Consider the following 19,054-nt stretch of genomic DNA (forward strand, 5'->3'; position numbering starts at 1 on the left):
TTTTACGTGAGCCTGAAAATATTTGCACAGAAACGCGATCCTACTCACAAAAGTTGTTAACAGGAGGGGTGGCTTATTTATCTAAAAATGAAAAGAAATAACAAAATATGAACAAGTTGTTTGAGGGGGAAATGTGTATTTAAGGTTTAGTGCAAAAAGAACTGTTGAATTATTTGTTAACGATTTTTTATCTTAGGCGACACGGTATTTAGCGTTTAAACATGTAATACTATATTGAGTCATTCAGCGTTTTGAATACCGATACGTTATAAAAAAGAGGTTAGGTGTGTTTGCAATATTAATGCTGCTTTTTATCGCCGTTCCAATGATTGAAATTGGTCTATTTATTCAGGTCGGTGGCTTTTTAGGTTTTTGGCCGACCATGATGCTAGTGTTTATTACTGCCGTGGTTGGGGCTTCTTTGGTACGTAGCCAAGGATTAGCGACATTAATGTCTGTACAAACAAAGATGCAGCAAGGGCAAATGCCAGCACAAGAAATTGTTGAAGGTGTACTGTTAGCCGTTGCTGGAGTGTTATTGCTTACGCCTGGATTTATGACAGATGCATTAGGCATGTGTATTTTACTGCCGCCTATTCGTGCCAAAATTGCACAGCAATTGATGCAGCGCGTAAAAGTGCAGAGCAACTTTAATCAGTTTGGTGGCGGTTTTAGCTCGGGGTTTGATGGGCAATCAACTGGGCCGTTTAGTCATAAAAATGATAATGGTGATGTTTTCGATGGTGAATTTGAACGTAAAGATGATCAAAATAACAACCATCAAAACCCACGTTTAAAGTAGGTCTTTAAACGTAGTATATAAAAAGTTATTAATAAAAAAGGCAGCGTTAGCTGCCTTTTTTATATTTACACTATTCATATTTTAGAGGGGATAACGAGCGAAGATAAGGTTGTTTTTCGTAATCGCCGCGCATACAAATAAGCACAAATACCACCAATAACATTGGCAATGGAGATGCCGATAAAGAGCCCTTTCGTACCATAGTACAAGCTGCCTACCCAAGCGCTTGGTAGCAGAAAACCAAATAAACGTAACAGGTTCCAAATCAGTGCGTTGACGGTTTTATGTAATGCATTGAGCGCGCTAATGAGTAGCATACATACTGCTTGTAAACCATAACTAGCTGGTACGACTAATAAATAATGCCACAGTTGATGTTGTACTGTGGCATCACGAGAAAACAGTGAAGCTAATGGCACACTGAGTGGCACCATGGCGATAAAAATCAACAGTTGGAATAAAATCGCAAAATGCATGGCAGTAAAAAGCGCCTTAAAAGCCCGTTCCGGTTTATTGGCGCCAAGGTTTTGCGCCATAAACGGCATTAATGCAGAGCCCAATGCCATCATCCCTATCACTAAAATTGATTCAATACGCATCGCGGCACCGAATGCGGCAACTGATGCGGTACCTTGCGCGGCAAGCAATGACATTAATAGAGCGCTCGATAATGGATTGAGTGCGTTTGATAATCCAGCAGGCGCGCCAATATGTAAAATCTGCTGCCAATCAGATTTTAATTTTAGGAGGACTGGCATTGTGAGTAATTTTTCACGGCGATGGAGCAAATACAATGATGCGGTTAATGCTACAGCCCAACTGATCCCGCTTGAGATAGCAGCGCCTTTCACTCCTAATTCTGGAAACGGCCCGTAACCAAAGATCAATAAAGGATCGAGGATACCGTTAATTAAACCAGCTATGATCATAATTTTAGCTGGGCTTTTGGCATCGCCTGTTGCGCGTATTGCACTGTTACCCGTCATAGGGATCACCAATAAGGGGATTGCGATGTACCACACAGTCATATATTCGTGGATGATTGGCAGTAAATCCGCACTGGCGCCCATTAAGGAAAAGAGTGGATCTATCGTTAGCCACCCAACGGTTGAACCTAACACCATTAAAATAACGGCAAGCAATAAACCATGTGTGGTAAGTCTTGCTGCACTTTTGGTATCACCACTTCCGAGTAAACGTCCAATGCTGGTGGAGATCCCAACACTCATGCCCATGGTGATACAGTTCAGACCAAAGGTAACGGGAAATGTAAAACTGACCGCGGCTAATGCATTGGTGCCAAGTAGTGAGATAAAAAATGTATCAACCAGATTAAACATTAAAATAGCAATCATACCGAATACCATTGGTACAGCTAAACGGCGTAATGCATCTGGGATCGGATCGGATAATAAGCCGTATTTATCAGGCTTGTTGTTGGTTTCCATAGCGGTCTCATTGTAAGGATGCTTGCATACCCTAATGCAAAGAATGTGATCGGGCAAAAGTTCTCAAATAAATAATGAAAAAAAATTGGTCTACACCTTGGGTTCTCTCATATTAGACCCAACATGTTTAGATAATAGAAAAGTCGCCAAACATCAGTTTGTGTGTACATTCATGTATGGAAATTACCAATTATCAGGAGAGACGACCGATGAATATTCGTCCTTTACACGACCGTGTTATCGTTGAGCGCCAAGAAGTTGAATCTAAGTCTGCTGGCGGCATTGTATTAACAGGTTCTGCGGCTGAAAAATCAACACGCGGCAAAGTACTTGCAGTAGGCAAAGGTCGTATTTTAGAAAACGGTTCTGTTCAGCCACTTGACGTTAAAGTTGGCGACACTGTTATCTTTGCTGAAGGCTACGGCACTAAGACTGAAAAGATCGATGGCAAAGAAGTTCTAATCATGTCTGAAAATGACATCATGGCAATCGTTGAATAATCCGATCACATCGAATTAAAAATTAAGAAAGGAAACGCAAGATGGCTGCTAAAGACGTTAAATTTGGTAACGACGCACGAATTAAAATGCTAGAAGGTGTCAACATTCTAGCTGACGCAGTAAAAGTAACATTAGGTCCTAAAGGCCGTAACGTTGTACTAGACAAATCATTTGGTGCACCAACGATTACTAAAGATGGTGTTTCTGTTGCGCGTGAAATTGAACTGGAAGATAAATTCCAGAACATGGGCGCACAAATGGTGAAAGAAGTTGCATCACAAGCTAACGATGCGGCGGGTGACGGCACAACAACAGCAACAGTACTTGCACAAGCGATCATCGCTGAAGGTCTAAAAGCAGTCGCTGCGGGTATGAACCCTATGGATCTTAAGCGCGGTATCGACAAAGCGGTTATTGCTGCGGTTGAAGAGCTAAAAGCGCTATCTGTTCCATGTGCTGATACAAAAGCTATCGCACAAGTAGGTACAATCTCTGCGAACTCTGATGCAACTGTGGGTAACCTAATTGCTGAAGCGATGGAAAAAGTAGGCCGTGATGGCGTTATCACCGTTGAAGAAGGCCAAGCACTTCAAGACGAACTAGACGTTGTTGAAGGTATGCAGTTTGACCGTGGCTACCTATCTCCATACTTCATCAACAACCAAGAAGCGGGTTCTGTTGATTTAGAAAGCCCATTCATCCTATTGGTTGATAAGAAAGTATCAAATATCCGTGAACTTCTTCCTGCATTAGAAGGCGTTGCTAAAGCATCTCGTCCTCTACTTATCATCGCAGAAGACGTTGAAGGTGAAGCGCTAGCAACATTAGTTGTGAACAACATGCGTGGCATCGTGAAAGTGGCCGCTGTTAAAGCACCTGGTTTCGGTGACCGTCGTAAAGCAATGCTTCAAGATATCGCAGTACTAACAGCAGGTACCGTGATTTCTGAAGAGATCGGTCTTGAGCTAGAAAAAGTTCAGCTAGAAGATCTTGGTCAAGCTAAGCGTGTAACTATCACGAAAGAAAACACAACAATCATCGACGGTTCTGGTGAAGAAGCGATGATTCAAGGTCGTGTTGCACAAATTCGTCAACAAATTGAAGATGCAACATCTGACTACGACAAAGAAAAACTTCAAGAGCGTGTCGCTAAACTTGCTGGCGGCGTAGCGGTTATCAAAGTTGGCGCAGCAACTGAAGTTGAAATGAAAGAGAAGAAAGACCGCGTAGAAGATGCACTACACGCAACTCGCGCAGCGGTTGAAGAAGGCGTTGTTGCAGGTGGTGGTGTTGCACTTATCCGCGCAGCATCTAAAGTTGCAGGCCTTACTGGCGACAACGAAGAGCAAAACGTGGGTATCCGTGTAGCACTTCGTGCAATGGAAGCACCTATCCGTCAAATCACGAAGAACGCAGGTGATGAAGAATCTGTTGTTGCTAATAATGTACGTGCAGGTGAAGCGAACTACGGTTATAACGCAGCAACTGGCGAGTACGGTGATATGATTGAAATGGGTATCCTAGACCCAACAAAAGTAACTCGTTCAGCACTTCAGTTCGCAGCATCTGTTGCTGGTCTTATGATCACGACAGAAGCAATGATTACTGACAAAGCGACTGATACTCCTGCAATGCCTGATATGGGCGGCATGGGTGGTATGGGTGGCATGGGCGGTATGATGTAACCCATTAATAACAGTAGAGATTTTCCTCTTAGTTATTTGAAAAGCCGAGCATGATGCTCGGCTTTTTTATTGCCTGATAAATATAGAACCAATATACGTAACATTGTTTTTATTGTTGTACATAGTTTGTCGGGAATATTCCTAAAAAAGCTGCACAAAAATAAAGTTATTTTAAAACAATGAGTTATGTAAGTGTTACGATGTGTTAGCTTATACCGTTGAAAGTGTACACCTATTTGCTGTTCTTGTTATATAAAGGTGTTCGTCTTGTCCTGTTACTCTATCTAATACACTCAAGATAAAAGTAAGGCGTGATTGTTATAATCAAGCATATAATCAGAAAAAATCATGTACAGCATTATTCCTTAAAAATACCAATAACCACCCTTTTGAGTGATAAAGATATAAGAGTTTATATTTCCATCTTTTAAATCAAATTGTGGTTTTATGTTTTTATTGTGTATAAACTCAATTAAGCAACTTAATTGCCATTAATATATTAGAGCATGTTTTTTGTGAAATAAGATTAAAAATGTGTTCAATAAGTATTGGTTTAATAATACTTAATCAAACTATCGACTTTGACGTGGTCGATAAATATGATTTTTCTAGTATATTAACCTCTATGAACTATTGCTCATCTAGAAAAAAGCCCCAAAAGCTGTACGTTGTTTTTATTGTTTTATTTCAATAAGTTATGTGGGAATAAAAAGGCACTATAAATGCGATTGTATTTGAGCATAAAAAAGCTGTAATTTTTTTATTTAGCTGTACAGGTTAGTTCGGAGAGGAGATTTTGATGTCTGATAGGGCTGGAAACGATGGTGTTTAGTTATAAAAACGCCCCTGTATATTTAAGCAGAGGCGTAGTGAATATCAAAAAGGGAGTCTATTAGCTCTCGCTAGGCAGGTTATCCTGATTTAATGAGACCCACGCAGCCATAAAGCAAATAATGAACGACTGGATGAAACCACGTAAATCGATATCACCTTGAACTAATACATCATCGGCGTTAGTTTCCATGTTAAAAGATACGGTACGATCCTTTATGCTGAAGAATACACGACCAACCAGTACTAAGTTCTCACCATTATCGTCTGGGTTGTAAACCATACCAGCGCCAATTTGATCGTGTTCAGTGATAGGTAAAGCGCTAAACGCTAACTTTTCAGCTCCTTCAAAGCCAAAGCCAGCGTAATGCTTACTTGGATCTTCTTGTTGTAATAGCTGAGAAAGCATCTCTGTATAAGTCTCTAGGGCTTCTTCTGGTACATCTTTAGTGTTTACCTGTCCCATGTCAAAAGGCTTTTCATCTTCAATCATAGCAACGTTATAGGTAAAGTCTGTCATCGTTAATCCTTTGATTTTTAATATCATCATCATTATATAACGTACTACGTTAACGTAATTTTGAACGGTCTGATAGTGTTAATCTCATCAGTGATTAGTGGATGTTTTAACGATCACATTTATAGGAATGTGATGATATATTGTTCCAAACTTTGCTTTTTTCAGTGAAGAGGTAAGCTGTTACTTACTAACTATATTAATAATAAATAAGGCATAAAGAACCTGGCGGTATTAAAGTTTTAGTTTGCTGAGGAAAAAGCTTAAAAAGCTGTACAGAATTAATTTGTTTATAATCAATAAGTTAGGCTGGCATTCTGAGGTTTTTACTTGTGGGTGTTTTTGTTCTGCTTTTTGCTGTATTTTAAGTGAAAAGCTGATCTTTATTTTAGTTCATAATTGCCGTTGTTATGAAATATAACAACGGCGAGTTCAACTTATTGATTTAATTGAAACCTTTTGCTCTTGTTGGCATTTTTTTCAATATATTCGATGATCATACCAGCAATATCTTTACCTGTTGCGGCTTCAATGCCTTCAAGGCCTGGTGATGAGTTGACTTCCATGATTAATGGACCACGGTTAGAACGCAGTAAATCTACACCTGCCACGCTTAATCCCATTGCTTTCGCTGCTGCAATCGCCGTTTTACGCTCTTCTGGTGTAATACGGATCAGTGATGCACTCCCACCACGGTGTAGGTTTGAGCGGAACTCACCTTCAGCTGCTTGGCGCTTCATTGAAGCAATGACTTTATCGCCAATAACAAAACAACGGATGTCGGCGCCACCGGCTTCTTTAATATATTCCTGAACCATAATATTGGCTTTTAAGCCCATAAAAGCCTCAATCACACTCTCTGCTGCTTTTTGAGTTTCAGCTAATACTACGCCAATCCCTTGAGTACCTTCTAATAACTTAATAACCAAAGGTGCACCACCGACCATTTTGATTAAATCAGGTACGTCATCTGGTTTACTCGCAAAGCCGGTAACAGGCATACCAACACCTTTGCGGCTTAATAACTGTAATGAACGTAGTTTGTCGCGTGAACGGGAAATAGCAATGGATTGATTGACAGGGAAGACACCCATCATTTCAAACTGACGTAATACAGAGCAGCCATAAAAGGTAATGTCTGAGCCAATACGCGGAATAATGGCATCAAAACCTGTTAAATCATTGCCCTCAAAGTGAATTGAAGGCTGCACAGAGTTGATGTTCATATAACAACGCAGTGCATTAATAATCACAGCTTCATGTCCTCGTTGCTCACAAGCTTCAACAAGGCGACGGGTGGAGTATAGGTTAGCGTTTTGCGACAAAATGCCAATTTTCATTGCGTTACTCGCGACAAATAAGAGGTGATAGTCAGCAGCGTTAAGTTTGGCGAACTTGTTAAATATATGCCGCTGTATGAGTCGCGACTATGCGCTTAAAACAATAAAAAATCGATAGCCGTAAAGATGATTTTTTTTGATTGTGTTGGATAAATTTATTTATCGAATAAGTAAAAGTAACGTGATGTTCTTTTTAATGTAAGTAAAAAGAACATCATGTTACCTATGCTTAGTTGTTATTTTACTGGAAAAGCTGTACGTGTTATTTTAGTTTTTAATAATCAATGTGTTATGATTGGTTTATCATGTTACTTTAAGTGATTGTTATAGTGTGGTCACCTTTTTGGTGTAATTAATTCGAAAAGGTTTTTATTTTGTTTTTGGTGTAAAAAAAGACGATTTAATCGTCTTTTTCGTGTTGCTGTTGGGTTTATGGCCTATTCAAGCAGTAAGTCCAGCGGCGTTTTACTTGCTCGTCCACCGACTTCTCTGGTGAGTTTAGGGACGAGATACCCTGAGACTTGGGTGATTAATCCGGCCATTAATTGACGAGCCGTTTCATCATCTACCATATAATGCGCAGCGCCTTGTACGCGGTCTAAAACGTGGAGGTAATAAGGCTGAATACCTGCATCAAATAATGCTTCGCTAAGGTCTGTTAATGTCTTTACCGAGTCATTAATGCCTTTTAGCAGTACGCCTTGGTTAAGTAAGGTGACATTGGCTTGTTTTAGCTTCTGCATTGCTGTTTTTAGCGCATCATCGATTTCGTTGGCATGATTAATATGAGTCACCAAAATCGTTTGTAAACGCGTCTCTGCCAGTATTTGACACAAGCTATCGGTAATACGGTTAGGGATCACCACTGGTAGCCTGCTGTGGATACGTAGGCGCTTGATATGAGGTATTGCTGAAATATGCTCAACAAGCCATTGGAGCTCATGATCTTTAGCCATTAACGGGTCGCCACCGGATAAAATCACTTCATTGATTTCAGGATGGGCGGCGATGTACGCCAGGCTCTGCTGCCATTGATGCTTGTTACCTTTATTGTCGCTATATGGAAAATGACGACGGAAACAATAACGGCAGTTGACCGCACAGCCACCTTTGACTATCAGCAATACACGATTGTGGTATTTATGCAGTAACCCTGGAATATCGTTCTGCTGCTCTTCTAGGGGATCGACAGAGTAACCTTGGTGAACTTCGAATTCTTGCTCTAAGGGTAAAATTTGACGTAAAAGTGGGTCATGTGGGTTGCCGATTTCCATTTTATCAACAAAGCTCAATGGAACACGTAGCGCAAACAGCTTCCTTGCGGCGAGGCCATTTTCCCATGGTGTGGGATCAATTTTGAGCAATTTGAGTAACTGAAAGGGATCAGATATCGCATTCGATAGATCATTAAGCCAGTTTTGCTCAACAGATGGCACGTTTAGGGGTATGATATGCGACATTAAATACAACTCGAAGATGTTAAGAGGATTAGAATGGCGTCTTTCAGCACCAATGAATTCCGCGGCGGAATGAAAATTATGCTAGATAATGAACCATGTGTCATTATCGAAAACGAATTTGTTAAGCCTGGTAAAGGTCAAGCGTTCAACCGCGTACGAATCCGTAAACTTATTTCTGGTAAAGTTTTAGAGAAGACTTTTAAATCAGGTGAATCAGTTGAAGCTGCGGACGTAATCGATACTGATCTTGATTACCTATACAATGATGGTGAATTCTACCACTTCATGAACAACGAAACGTTTGAGCAAATTGCTGCTGACGTTAAAGCGGTTGGTGAGAATGCTAAGTGGTTAGTTGAAAACAACACTTGTACGCTAACACTTTGGAACGGTAACCCAATTGCTGTTACTCCACCAAACTTCGTTGAGCTAGAAGTGACTGAGACAGATCCTGGTCTTAAAGGTGATACACAAGGTACTGGCGGTAAGCCAGCAACACTAAGTACGGGTGCTGTTGTTCGTGTACCTCTATTTATCGCTATCGGCGAAGTGATCAAAGTTGATACTCGCTCTGGTGAATACGTAAGCCGTGTTAAGTAATTAATCGGTTTATAAGGTCGTTATATTATTAACGATGAAAAGGTCGCGTAAGCGGCCTTTTTTGTTTCTATTTTTTGATATTGATGGAAAAAGGTAAATTAGAAAGGGTTGCTATCATAAAATTTAGATAATAAAAAAGCACCGCTTGCGGTGCTTTTTGTGTTTTTGTATACAGTTTAAATCATGAATACAAAAATGATGGATAGGGCGGTGATCAAAAACGCAAATGCGTAACAAGCGATCTTACCGACCACACCTGCATGGATTTTTAAATCATGCATACCGTGGTGCAAACGGTGCATCGCATGCCACATTGGTAGCGACAGAGTTGCGATAACAAACAGGGCACCAATAAAGCTGGTTGCGAAATCTGCTGCGCGATCGTAAGTCGTTGCTTCTGGGCTAATAATGCCAAGAGGAACAAGAATACCGAGTACTAAAATCGTAACCGGTGTGATCATTGCAAACCAAGTACCGCCAGCACCGAACAGACTCCACCATACTGGCTCGTCAGAACGTTTAGGATGTAAATTAACCACGACGGACTCCTTAAACTATCGCAAGAACAAACAAGGTAATAACAGCAACAACAGCCCACTGAGCAAGAATGATAATTTTCTTATCAAGCAATTTGCCTTTAATACGAATAGGCACAACTTGCGGCATCATATTGAAGTAGGTGAATGCGTGGAATAGGCTACCTGCTAGGGCAAGAATATTTAAAATAATCACAATAGGGTTAGCCATGAAATCTAACCAGCCTTGCCATGCTTCAGGACCTTTAACTAGGCTACCTAAACCGAATGTTAAGCAGATTGTAAAAAAGATCAAAGGTAGTACTGTTGCTTCGCGGATCATGTAGAAGCGATAGAAAGCGCTGTCTTTCCACCAAGTACGCTTCATTTCACGAACGTAAGGTTTACGGTTGCTCATCCTTATGCCTCCATTGGTTTGATCATTGCAATAACGAAATCTTTAGAAGATTCCACTTTGCCTTGGTTAACAGCCGCAGCTGGATCAACACTCTTAGGACAGACTTCAGAACAGTAACCTACGAATGTACAACCCCAAGCACCGTTTTCACCATTGATAAGCGCCATACGTTCATCTTTACCATTGTCACGGCTATCAAGGTTGTAGCGATGAGCCAGAGTCAATGCTGCTGGGCCAATAAATTCAGGGTTTAAACCAAACTGAGGACACGCGGCGTAGCACAGACCACAGTTAATACAGCCTGCAAATTGCTTGTATTTCGCCATTTGCTCTGGTGTTTGTAGGTTTGTACCATCTTCAGGTGTGCGATCGTTACCAATAATGTATGGCTTAATCGCTTCAAGACGCTCAATAAATGGCGTCATATCGACAATTAAATCTTTTTCAATCGCAAAATTTGCTAATGGCTCAATTTTTACACCGTTAGGGTAGTCACGTAAAAAGCTCTTACAAGCAAGTTTTGGCACGCCATTTACCATCATGCCGCAAGAGCCACAGATAGCCATACGACAAGACCAACGGTAGGATAAATCCTTATCTAGGTGGTCTTTAATGTAACCAAGCGCATCAAGAACAGACATGGTTTCATTGAACGGTACTTCGAATTGTTCTAGGTACGGTTCTGCGTCTTTTGCTGGGTCATAACGCAGAATTTCAACTGATTGAATGCGAGTCGCTGACATTATGCCTTTTCCTCTTGTTGCTCTGTGGCTGCTAGTTTTTCAGCAGAGTCTTTTGCTGCAGCTTCGTCAGCGGCAGCACCATATAGACGTGCTTTAGGTTGAGATTTGGTGATCGTTACATGGCTGTAATCGATAATTGGTGCTGCGCCATTGTTGTAAAACGCTAACGTGTGTTTTAGGTAGTTCACATCATCACGTTCAGTACAACCGTCATCAAGGCGTTGGTGTGCACCACGAGACTCTCTACGATTTATTGCTGAGTGTGCCATCGCTTCAGCCACTTCTAGGCCGTAACCAATTTCAATTGCGTATAGCAGATCGGTATTAAAGACTTTGCCTTTATCTTGAATGGAGATGCGCTTGTAACGCTCTTTTAGCTCCGCTAGCTTATCAATCGTTGCCTGCATTAAATCTTCTTGGCGATAGATACCACAACCCGCTTCCATGGTGTGACCCATTTCAGTGCGGATCTCTGCCCAGTTCTCATCACCTTCTTGTGCCATTAGGGCATCAATACGTGCTTGAACTGCATCAATTTGTGCATTGATCGATGCGTCATTCCAACCTTTGAATTCCTCGGCACGTTTAACCGCGTGCTCACCAGCAACACGACCAAATACCACGAACTCTGCTAATGAGTTAGAACCTAAACGGTTGGCGCCGTGAAGACCGACAGATGCACACTCACCCACAGCAAATAAACCTTTAATGCGAGTTTCACATTCGCCATTTGTTTCAATACCACCCATGGTGTAGTGAACAGTAGGGCGAATTGGGATCGGCTCTTTTGCAGGATCGACGTTGACATAGGCTTTTGCTAATTCACAGATGAACGGTAGACGTTCATGCAAGTATTCTTCACCAAGATGGCGTAGATCTAGGTGTACCACATCACCAAGTGGGTGCTTGATGGTGTTACCCTTTTGTTGTTCATGCCAGAAAGCCTGTGACACTTTGTCACGAGGGCCTAATTCCATGTATTTGTTCTTTGGTTGGCCGACAGGTGTTTCAGGGCCCATGCCGTAGTCTTGCAAGTAACGGTAACCGTTTTTATTTACAATGATACCGCCTTCACCACGACAGCCCTCTGTCATCAGGATCCCTGTGCCAGGAAGACCTGTTGGGTGATATTGTACGAATTCCATATCACGTAGTGGAATACCGTGACGGTACGCCATTGCCATACCATCGCCAGTTACAATGCCACCGTTAGTATTACAGTGGTAAACACGACCTGCGCCACCCGTTGCAAGGATCACTGACTTTGCTTTAATACAAATCAATTCGCCTTCAGACATGTGGATTGCAATTAGACCTTGTACTTCACCATCTTCAACTAAAAGATCAACCACAAAATATTCATCAAAACGTTTGATTTGAGAATACTTAATCGAGGTTTGGAATAAGGTGTGCAGCATGTGGAAGCCAGTCTTATCTGCAGCAAACCATGTACGTTCTACTTTCATACCACCAAAACGACGAACGTTTACTTCACCGTTTTCTTTACGGCTCCATGGGCACCCCCACTGTTCCATCTGGATCATTTCGCGAGTGGCGTTCTCTACGAAATATTCCACAACGTCCTGTTCACATAGCCAGTCACCACCGCCAACGGTATCGTTGAAGTGATTATCTAAGCTATCTTCGTCCTTGATCACGGCAGCAGAGCCACCTTCAGCCGCAACAGTGTGCGAACGCATTGGATACACTTTTGAGATCAGTGCAATTTCTAGTTCTGGGTTAGCTTCTGCAGCAGCGATGGCAGAACGTAGGCCTGCACCACCTGCGCCGATTACAGCGATATCTGTGGTAATAGTCTTCACAGCTATCCTCCGAAGGTAAGACGGTAAAAATTGAAAAGATGCGCGTGGCGCATCTATCCTTGAAATCCTGAGCGCATTCTATGAAACCCTGTGATTAGATAAATTGATTTAGACGCAGGTTTTTACCGAAATAGTCAAAAAATGTAAGAAGATTACAAAACCTGTGATATTTGTCACAATCGATCATGTTTTTAAATTGTTATCTCTTTGTATTTATTGGTTTTTATGTTTATCAAATGTTAACTGATGTGTGGCGGTTATTTTGTTTTTATTGGAGGTGCCTTTTAACTTGATGATAAGAAAGATAAATAAAGTGATGCTTTAGTTGCGGGGATGTGGGTGTTGTAAGCTGGTGATTAAATATTAAGTTTTCATCAGAGAAAAAAAGAGAAGCTATTTTTTCATAATTTATTCATATCTTTATCAGTCATAGAGACTTTGTTGTGATCTCTTGTGGGAATCTGCGACGTTTATTGCTGAGCTCTGATAAAATGTGAGCATTAATCAATTTCATTAAAGAAGAAAGTTTATGTCTACTTGGCAACCTACTGCGTCTATTGAGCAACTCAAAAAACGCGCTCATCTGTTAGCGGTTATTCGTCAGTTTTTCGCCGCTCGTGAGGTGATGGAGGTCGATACTCCAGCCATGAGCCAAGCAACGGTGACGGATGTACACCTACATACTTTTCAAACCGAATTTGTAGGGCCTGGGTATGCTGATGGGCAAATGTTATTTTTAATGACTAGCCCTGAATTTCATATGAAACGATTACTTTCCTCGGGAAGTGGGGCGATTTATCAGATTTGCAAATCTTTTCGTAATGAAGAATCGGGTCGTTACCATAACCCCGAATTCACCATGTTAGAGTGGTACCGTCCTAACTTTGATCATCATTTGCTCATGGATGAAATGAATGACTTACTGCAGTTAGTTTTAGGTTGTGGTGCCGCTGAGAAGATGACCTACCAACAGGCGTTTATTAACCAGCTTGGCGTGTGTCCTTTAACTGGCACAATGACGGAACTTAAAGCGGTGGCTGCAAATCTTGGGCTGTCTGATATCGCTGAACCTGAAGACGATCGCGATACCTTATTACAGTTGCTATTTAGCATTGGCGTTGAAGGTAAAATTGGTCAGCATGTACCAGCTTTTGTTTATGACTTTCCTGCCTCGCAAGCGGCATTGGCGCAAATTAACCCAACTGATCCTCGTGTGGCAGAGCGCTTTGAGGTGTATTTTAAAGGCATTGAACTGGCGAATGGCTTTCATGAGTTAGCGAATGGTGATGAGCAATTACAACGTTTTGAGCAAGATAATCAAAAGCGTTTAGAGATGGGATTAAAGCCTCAACCGATTGATATGAATTTGGTTAACGCGCTACGTGCTGGTTTCCCTGACTGTGCGGGTGTCGCCTTAGGTATCGACCGGTTGATCATGTTGGCATTAGGACTTGATCACATTGAAAAAGTGACAGCCTTTCCTATTGAACGAGCATAACCGACAACATTGTTGAGACGTTACGTTTGTTATCAACGTAAAAAAGCACGGTAATTATCATTATTACCGTGCTTTTTTATTACGTAAGATAAATTTAACCGATACCTCCAAGGTGCAGATAAACATCAACAGAGGGCGGTATCAGGGCGACCACAAATTTACCTAAAACAGCTTTAATTCATTTAGATAGTCCGCAAGTAGGATTTCAAGGCGTCTTATCTTTGATGATTTAATATAGAGAATTCACACCTTAAATGCAAGTGGTTCTCATTACGTGGTTATTCAACGATAATTCGCGCGTTAATGGGTTGTACTGGTCGGTTGTTATTGCCCATGATTTGATGCAGTTTCTCGGTTTGATCTTTTGAGCTGTATTGTGGTGTTTCTAAAACAAACCAGCGAACACCTTCAGTACATGGTGGTGTCGTTAGTGAGCCATTGAATTGATAGTACTCTCGCTCGCGAGGAAGAAGATTATTCGGGCTCAGATCATCGGTGAAATCGATGGTATTACCTTTAGTTGGGATATCTTTTAGTAAAGAGCTAAGAGCATTGTTCTCACGTAAGCCGTTTTCAAACATCACTGCGATAACGGCAATGTTGCCTTTATCATCTACATTCACAAAGTGCGCTTCTAACGGGTATTGCTTACCGTTGATTAAGTTTTCAGATGGCGTATGGAAATGAATTTGCTTCAAGGTATACGTATCGCCATCCACAATCAGCTTATTATCACCACTCACGAGTGCTTCCACTGTATGCCCATTATTGGTGATATCTGTGATTTTTCCGTCATACTCAATTCGCAGTGGGGCAAGGTTTGTTTGCAGTGCAGAAGTGATGTTAATTGGGCTTTGATTTTTACCTAATCCGCACATTGGATAGCTTTCAGCCCAGTGTTCGTTGCTTTTGCCATAGCCCCAGTCAGCGGCTTGTGCAGTTAGAGACACTCCTGCAAGGAGAGAAAGAAGAACTAAAGATGCTTTTTTTATCATGTGAAAACCTTTGTTATATCGCATTTATATAGTGAAAAAGCGGCGCGTTGGTGTTGTCAGGTTAAGGACTGACATAACGGCATTTATTCTAGATAGGTATGATGGTAAGTCGAATACGAGAGAAAGGAAAATAAGATTATCTTTGTTAAGAGTTTACGGTATTGAGAGTGGAGGAAATGTCATATTCTTTAGTGCAATGATTGATCGATGATTACATGGCGTCGTCAACTCGAGCTTAGTGTTTACCGTATTGTGGATAAGAAAAAAGGGCTAATATAGCCCTTTTTTCTTTTATTTATTATTACAGATTTTGGGAGATTTGCTCTGCGTAAGGCTGACCCATACGTGTTGTTTGCAGTGGTTTCATTTCCTCTACAAAACGTACCGCATCTTTAGGGAATAAGTTGATCACCGTAGAGCCGAGCTTAAAGCGGCCCATTTCTTCACCTTTTTTCAGGCTAATTGCTGCAGTACCTGTTGCGGGGTAATCCCAACGACGTACTTCTGGGCCTGTTGGCGGTGTTACTGTTCCTGCCCACGTGGTTTCAATACTGCCCACAATCGTAGCACCAACCAGTATTTGTGCTAATGGACCAAACTCGGTATCAAAAATACACACAACACGCTCGTTACGTGCAAATAGATTAGGGACATTTTCTGCAGTTAGCGGGTTAACTGAAAACAGATCGCCGGGTACATAAATCATTTGGCGCAATATACCATCGCATGGCATGTGAACACGGTGGTAATCACTCGGTGATAAGTATAGTGTCGCGAAATCACCGCCCATAAATTCATCGGCAAGATTTTTATCACCACCTAATAGTTCACAAGCATCAAAGTAGTGACCTTTAGCTTGGAATAAACGGCCCTCTTTGATTGGACCGAGTTGGCTAACGCAAGCATCTGCTGGGTGGCTAATGATACGTGTATCTTCATTAATTGGACGCGCACCATCTTTTAGTTCACGAACAAAGAAAGCGTTAAACGTTGGGTAAGCCGTAGGATCGGGATTACGTGCTTCTGCCATATCAACATTGTATTGTTTGATGAACCAACGAATAATCGCTGTGGTGACTTTGCCGCCTTCTAATGAAGCCAGTTTGCCCACTAAACGTGTTAGCGCATGCTTTGGCGTACAATATTGCAGGCCGATTTTTATCTTATCTAGCACAATTAATCTTCCGAAAAATACCACTTAATCAATAATCTAGCTGCTTATGTCAGAGACAAAGAACAACCCGAACAGGCAATGATACCTAACTCTTAGAGGAAAGTCAGGTTATCTGCATGGGTGGCTAAGAGTTTGAGAGTCGAGTCCAAAAATGAAGAGCATCCCAAAGAGAGTATAGGTACTCTCTTTGGGAGGGGATCAGTCAGGCTTGTTGCGAGAAAATTGGCGGTTAGCAACATTTTCCGACATGCTTTCAATGATCTTATGGTAGCTATTGAAACGGTCTTGGCTAATTTCACCTTTTTCAACGGCTTCACGCAAAATACAGCCCGGATCGTTTTTATGTTTACAATCGCGGAATTTACACCCGCCAAGGTAATCACGAAATTCAACGAAAGCTTCTGTTACTTGCTCTGATTCTAAGTGCCATAAGCCAAACTCACGCACTCCTGGTGAATCAATCAGATCACCACCTTCTTCAAAGTGATATAAACGTGCTGCTGTCGTGGTATGTTGGCCTAACCCTGAGTTACTTGAAACATCACCGATATCAGCTTCAACTTCAGGCATTAAGGCATTAACCATACTTGATTTGCCCACACCCGATTGGCCAGCAAAAATACTGGTATGATCTTTTAAGTCTTGCTTTAAGCCATCTAAGCCTTCGCCTGTATCGGTACTGACAAGGCGAACGTGATAACCAATCTTCTCGTATTGTGCGAGTTTTTGTTCAACATTTTTACGCTCGTCTGCACTCAATAAATCGACTTTATTTACGACAATAAGCGGCTTAATGCCGATAGTTTCTGCGGCAATAATATAGCGGTCGATTATGTTAAGCGATAGCTCTGGTAAAATAGCTGAGACGATAACAATACGGTCAACGTTGGCTGCGACTGCTTTTACGCCATCATAATAATCAGGACGAGTCAGCATTGATTGGCGCTCATGCACTGCTTCCACCACGCCAGCAATACCTTGTAAGGCTTCAACTCCTGGACGCCAAACAACACGATCGCCAGAGACGAGACTTTGAATGCTGCGACGTAAGTTACAGCGATGAATTATGCCTGTTTCGGGATCTTCGACATCAGCATGTTGGCCGAAACGAGTGATCACCAGTCCTTCTCGCGCATTTTCTAATAATGACTCATCCCATTGGACGTCATTTTTCTCGCGAGTTAGGCGTTTATTTTGGTTTGAGCGGACGCGTCGGCTCTGACCTTTAGTTAGCTTTTTCTTTTTTGCCACAAGAATATCATTCAATTTGGTTAGCTTTCGGTATTATCATACATGGTTTAGTCACAAAATAGGCAATATCGAATGACAATCAGCGACAAGAATCTCATTTGGATCGATCTTGAAATGACAGGATTAGATCCAGAAACCCATAAAATCATTGAAATAGCGACAATTGTTACTGATCCTCAACTCAATATTTTAGCGGAAGGCCCTGTACTTGCGATCCATCAGCCTGAAGCTGAGTTGGATAAAATGGATGATTGGTGCACAAATACGCATACAAATAGTGGTTTAGTTGAGCGTATTCGTAAAAGTACCGTGACAGAGCAACAAGCGGTTGCACAAACAATTGCATTTTTAGAGCAGTGGGTTCCTAAAGGATCTTCACCTATTTGTGGTAACAGTATTGGTCAGGATCGTCGTTTCTTATACAAGCATATGCCTGAGCTTGAGCAGTACTTCCATTACCGTTATTTAGATGTCAGTACCCTAAAAGAATTAACGCGCCGATGGAAACCTGAATTATTAGATGGGCTTAATAAAAAAGGTAGTCACTTAGCACTTGATGATATTCGCGACTCAATTGATGAATTACGCTACTATCGAGAGAATATATTTACAATTTGATGGTTAAATCGGCACTTGAAAAACTTTATTCGTTTTTTTCTGCAGAAGTCTTGCATCAGTCAATTTTAGTCGTATAATGCGCAGCCTCGAAAGGAGATAACGCGTTTGTTTCCTTTCGATAAAAATCGGACGCGGGGTGGAGCAGCTTGGTAGCTCGTCGGGCTCATAACCCGAAGGTCGTTGGTTCAAATCCGGCCCCCGCAACCAATCTCTTTTAAAGAGATGTGATGCGACACTAGCTCAGCTGGTAGAGCGCAACCTTGCCAAGGTTGAGGTCACGAGTTCGAACCTCGTGTGTCGCTCCACTTTTTTACTTGGTAGAGAAGTGATATTCATGGCTACGGCGATGGATAAAAATAGTTGTCACCCAACTTAAAACAGGTGAAAAATCGGACGCGGGGTGGAGCAGCTTGGTAGCTCGTCGGGCTCATAACCCGAAGGTCGTTGGTTCAAATCCAGCCCCCGCAACCAATCTCTTTTAAGAGATGTGATGCGACACTAGCTCAGCTGGTAGAGCGCAACCTTGCCAAGGTTGAGGTCACGAGTTCGAACCTCGTGTGTCGCTCCAAATTGATATTCATGGCTACGGCGGTGAATAAAAATAGTTGTCACCCAACTTAAAACAGGTGCAAAATCGGACGCGGGGTGGAGCAGCTTGGTAGCTCGTCGGGCTCATAACCCGAAGGTCGTTGGTTCAAATCCGGCCCCCGCAACCAATCTCTTTTAAGAGATGTGATGCGACACTAGCTCAGCTGGTAGAGCGCAACCTTGCCAAGGTTGAGGTCACGAGTTCGAACCTCGTGTGTCGCTCCAAATTGATATTCATGGCTACGGCG

17 protein-coding genes and 6 tRNA genes are annotated in these 19,054 nt (G+C 41.8%); 12 read left to right on the top strand and 11 right to left on the bottom strand.

All coding sequences use genetic code 11. From position 1 onward, the window contains the following. The first annotated feature begins 286 nt into the window (after window positions 1-286). Complete coding sequence (locus tag C9J42_RS18910) at window positions 287-802, top strand: FxsA family protein (protein ID WP_107207977.1); 516 nt, start codon at window positions 287-289, stop codon at window positions 800-802. A gap of 74 nt (window positions 803-876) precedes the next feature. Here the strand turns inward: C9J42_RS18910 and C9J42_RS18915 are convergent, their stop codons facing one another. Then, window positions 877-2,250: an MATE family efflux transporter gene (locus C9J42_RS18915; RefSeq protein ID WP_107247319.1), complete on the bottom strand. Its 1,374-nt coding sequence runs from the start codon at window positions 2,248-2,250 to the stop codon at window positions 877-879. Window positions 2,251-2,459: 209 nt separating this feature from the next. Here C9J42_RS18915 and C9J42_RS18920 point away from each other — a divergent pair, with 209 nt between their 5' ends. Further along, window positions 2,460-2,750 (top strand): co-chaperone GroES, encoded by a 291-nt coding sequence (locus tag C9J42_RS18920; protein WP_005372610.1) that lies wholly within the window; start codon window positions 2,460-2,462, stop codon window positions 2,748-2,750. 41 nt (window positions 2,751-2,791) lie between these two features. After that, window positions 2,792-4,435, top strand: coding sequence for a chaperonin GroEL (gene groL, locus C9J42_RS18925; protein ID WP_105061388.1), 1,644 nt, complete (start codon window positions 2,792-2,794; stop codon window positions 4,433-4,435). An 892-nt stretch (window positions 4,436-5,327) separates the two neighbouring features. On the opposite strand, the gene C9J42_RS18930 is transcribed toward groL, so the two are convergent. The 3 genes from C9J42_RS18930 to epmB all read right to left on the bottom strand — a co-directional run bounded on the left by C9J42_RS18930 (window position 5,328) and on the right by epmB (window position 8,583). Then, window positions 5,328-5,786 (bottom strand): molecular chaperone GroEL, encoded by a 459-nt coding sequence (locus tag C9J42_RS18930; protein ID WP_107260822.1) that lies wholly within the window; start codon window positions 5,784-5,786, stop codon window positions 5,328-5,330. 434 nt (window positions 5,787-6,220) lie between these two features. Then, window positions 6,221-7,123 (bottom strand): 30S ribosomal protein S6--L-glutamate ligase, encoded by a 903-nt coding sequence (rimK, locus tag C9J42_RS18935; protein WP_045137470.1) that lies wholly within the window; start codon window positions 7,121-7,123, stop codon window positions 6,221-6,223. Between the two features lie 437 nt (window positions 7,124-7,560). Further along, entirely contained in the window at window positions 7,561-8,583 is a 1,023-nt protein-coding gene (epmB, locus tag C9J42_RS18940) for an EF-P beta-lysylation protein EpmB (protein WP_107207987.1), read from the bottom strand. A gap of 33 nt (window positions 8,584-8,616) precedes the next feature. Between epmB and efp the strand changes: the two genes are divergently transcribed. Further along, complete coding sequence (gene efp, locus C9J42_RS18945; RefSeq protein ID WP_008986072.1) at window positions 8,617-9,183, top strand: elongation factor P; 567 nt, start codon at window positions 8,617-8,619, stop codon at window positions 9,181-9,183. Between the two features lie 176 nt (window positions 9,184-9,359). Here efp and frdD read toward each other — a convergent pair whose 3' ends face one another. From frdD to frdA, 4 genes are read right to left on the bottom strand one after another with little or no spacing between them, the layout of a single operon-like run. Then, window positions 9,360-9,722: a fumarate reductase subunit FrdD gene (frdD, locus tag C9J42_RS18950; RefSeq protein ID WP_107291269.1), complete on the bottom strand. Its 363-nt coding sequence runs from the start codon at window positions 9,720-9,722 to the stop codon at window positions 9,360-9,362. 10 nt (window positions 9,723-9,732) lie between these two features. Further along, window positions 9,733-10,116 (bottom strand): fumarate reductase subunit FrdC, encoded by a 384-nt coding sequence (frdC, locus tag C9J42_RS18955; protein ID WP_107207989.1) that lies wholly within the window; start codon window positions 10,114-10,116, stop codon window positions 9,733-9,735. Window positions 10,117-10,118: 2 nt separating this feature from the next. Further along, a complete protein-coding gene (locus tag C9J42_RS18960; protein WP_107207990.1) occupies window positions 10,119-10,859 on the bottom strand; it encodes a succinate dehydrogenase/fumarate reductase iron-sulfur subunit in 741 nt (246 codons plus the stop codon). Further along, a complete protein-coding gene (gene frdA, locus C9J42_RS18965; RefSeq protein WP_107207991.1) occupies window positions 10,859-12,682 on the bottom strand; it encodes a fumarate reductase (quinol) flavoprotein subunit in 1,824 nt (607 codons plus the stop codon). The genes C9J42_RS18960 and frdA overlap by 1 nt, the downstream gene beginning before the upstream one ends. 529 nt (window positions 12,683-13,211) lie before the next feature. Here frdA and epmA point away from each other — a divergent pair. Next, a complete protein-coding gene (gene epmA / locus C9J42_RS18970; protein WP_107291268.1) occupies window positions 13,212-14,180 on the top strand; it encodes an elongation factor P--(R)-beta-lysine ligase in 969 nt (322 codons plus the stop codon). Window positions 14,181-14,458: 278 nt separating this feature from the next. Here the strand turns inward: epmA and C9J42_RS18975 are convergent, their stop codons facing one another. The 3 genes from C9J42_RS18975 to rsgA form a co-directional block, all read right to left on the bottom strand. After that, complete coding sequence (locus C9J42_RS18975) at window positions 14,459-15,175, bottom strand: carbonic anhydrase (protein WP_107247324.1); 717 nt, start codon at window positions 15,173-15,175, stop codon at window positions 14,459-14,461. Window positions 15,176-15,476: 301 nt separating this feature from the next. Continuing rightward, window positions 15,477-16,349 carry an archaetidylserine decarboxylase gene (asd, locus tag C9J42_RS18980; RefSeq protein ID WP_107287995.1) on the bottom strand — a complete coding sequence of 291 codons (873 nt, stop codon included), beginning with the start codon at window positions 16,347-16,349 and terminating at the stop codon, window positions 15,477-15,479. Window positions 16,350-16,547: 198 nt separating this feature from the next. Further along, window positions 16,548-17,600 (bottom strand): small ribosomal subunit biogenesis GTPase RsgA, encoded by a 1,053-nt coding sequence (rsgA, locus tag C9J42_RS18985; RefSeq protein ID WP_107207995.1) that lies wholly within the window; start codon window positions 17,598-17,600, stop codon window positions 16,548-16,550. A gap of 72 nt (window positions 17,601-17,672) precedes the next feature. Here rsgA and orn point away from each other — a divergent pair, with 72 nt between their 5' ends. The 7 genes from orn (at window position 17,673) to C9J42_RS19020 (ending at window position 19,031) form a co-directional block, all read left to right on the top strand. Beyond that, complete coding sequence (gene orn, locus C9J42_RS18990) at window positions 17,673-18,218, top strand: oligoribonuclease (protein WP_107207996.1); 546 nt, start codon at window positions 17,673-17,675, stop codon at window positions 18,216-18,218. 130 nt (window positions 18,219-18,348) lie between these two features. After that, a tRNA-Met gene (locus C9J42_RS18995) sits at window positions 18,349-18,425 on the top strand. 22 nt (window positions 18,426-18,447) lie between these two features. Continuing rightward, window positions 18,448-18,523 (top strand) — tRNA-Gly (locus C9J42_RS19000). An 89-nt stretch (window positions 18,524-18,612) separates the two neighbouring features. Then, a tRNA-Met gene (locus C9J42_RS19005) sits at window positions 18,613-18,689 on the top strand. A 21-nt stretch (window positions 18,690-18,710) separates the two neighbouring features. Continuing rightward, a tRNA-Gly gene (locus C9J42_RS19010) sits at window positions 18,711-18,786 on the top strand. A gap of 71 nt (window positions 18,787-18,857) precedes the next feature. Next, a tRNA-Met gene (locus C9J42_RS19015) sits at window positions 18,858-18,934 on the top strand. 21 nt (window positions 18,935-18,955) lie between these two features. After that, window positions 18,956-19,031: transfer RNA gene (locus C9J42_RS19020), tRNA-Gly, on the top strand. Window positions 19,032-19,054: the final 23 nt, after the last annotated feature.

It is taken from the genome of Photobacterium sp. GB-56 (assembly GCF_003026105.1).
GTDB lineage: Bacteria > Pseudomonadota > Gammaproteobacteria > Enterobacterales > Vibrionaceae > Photobacterium.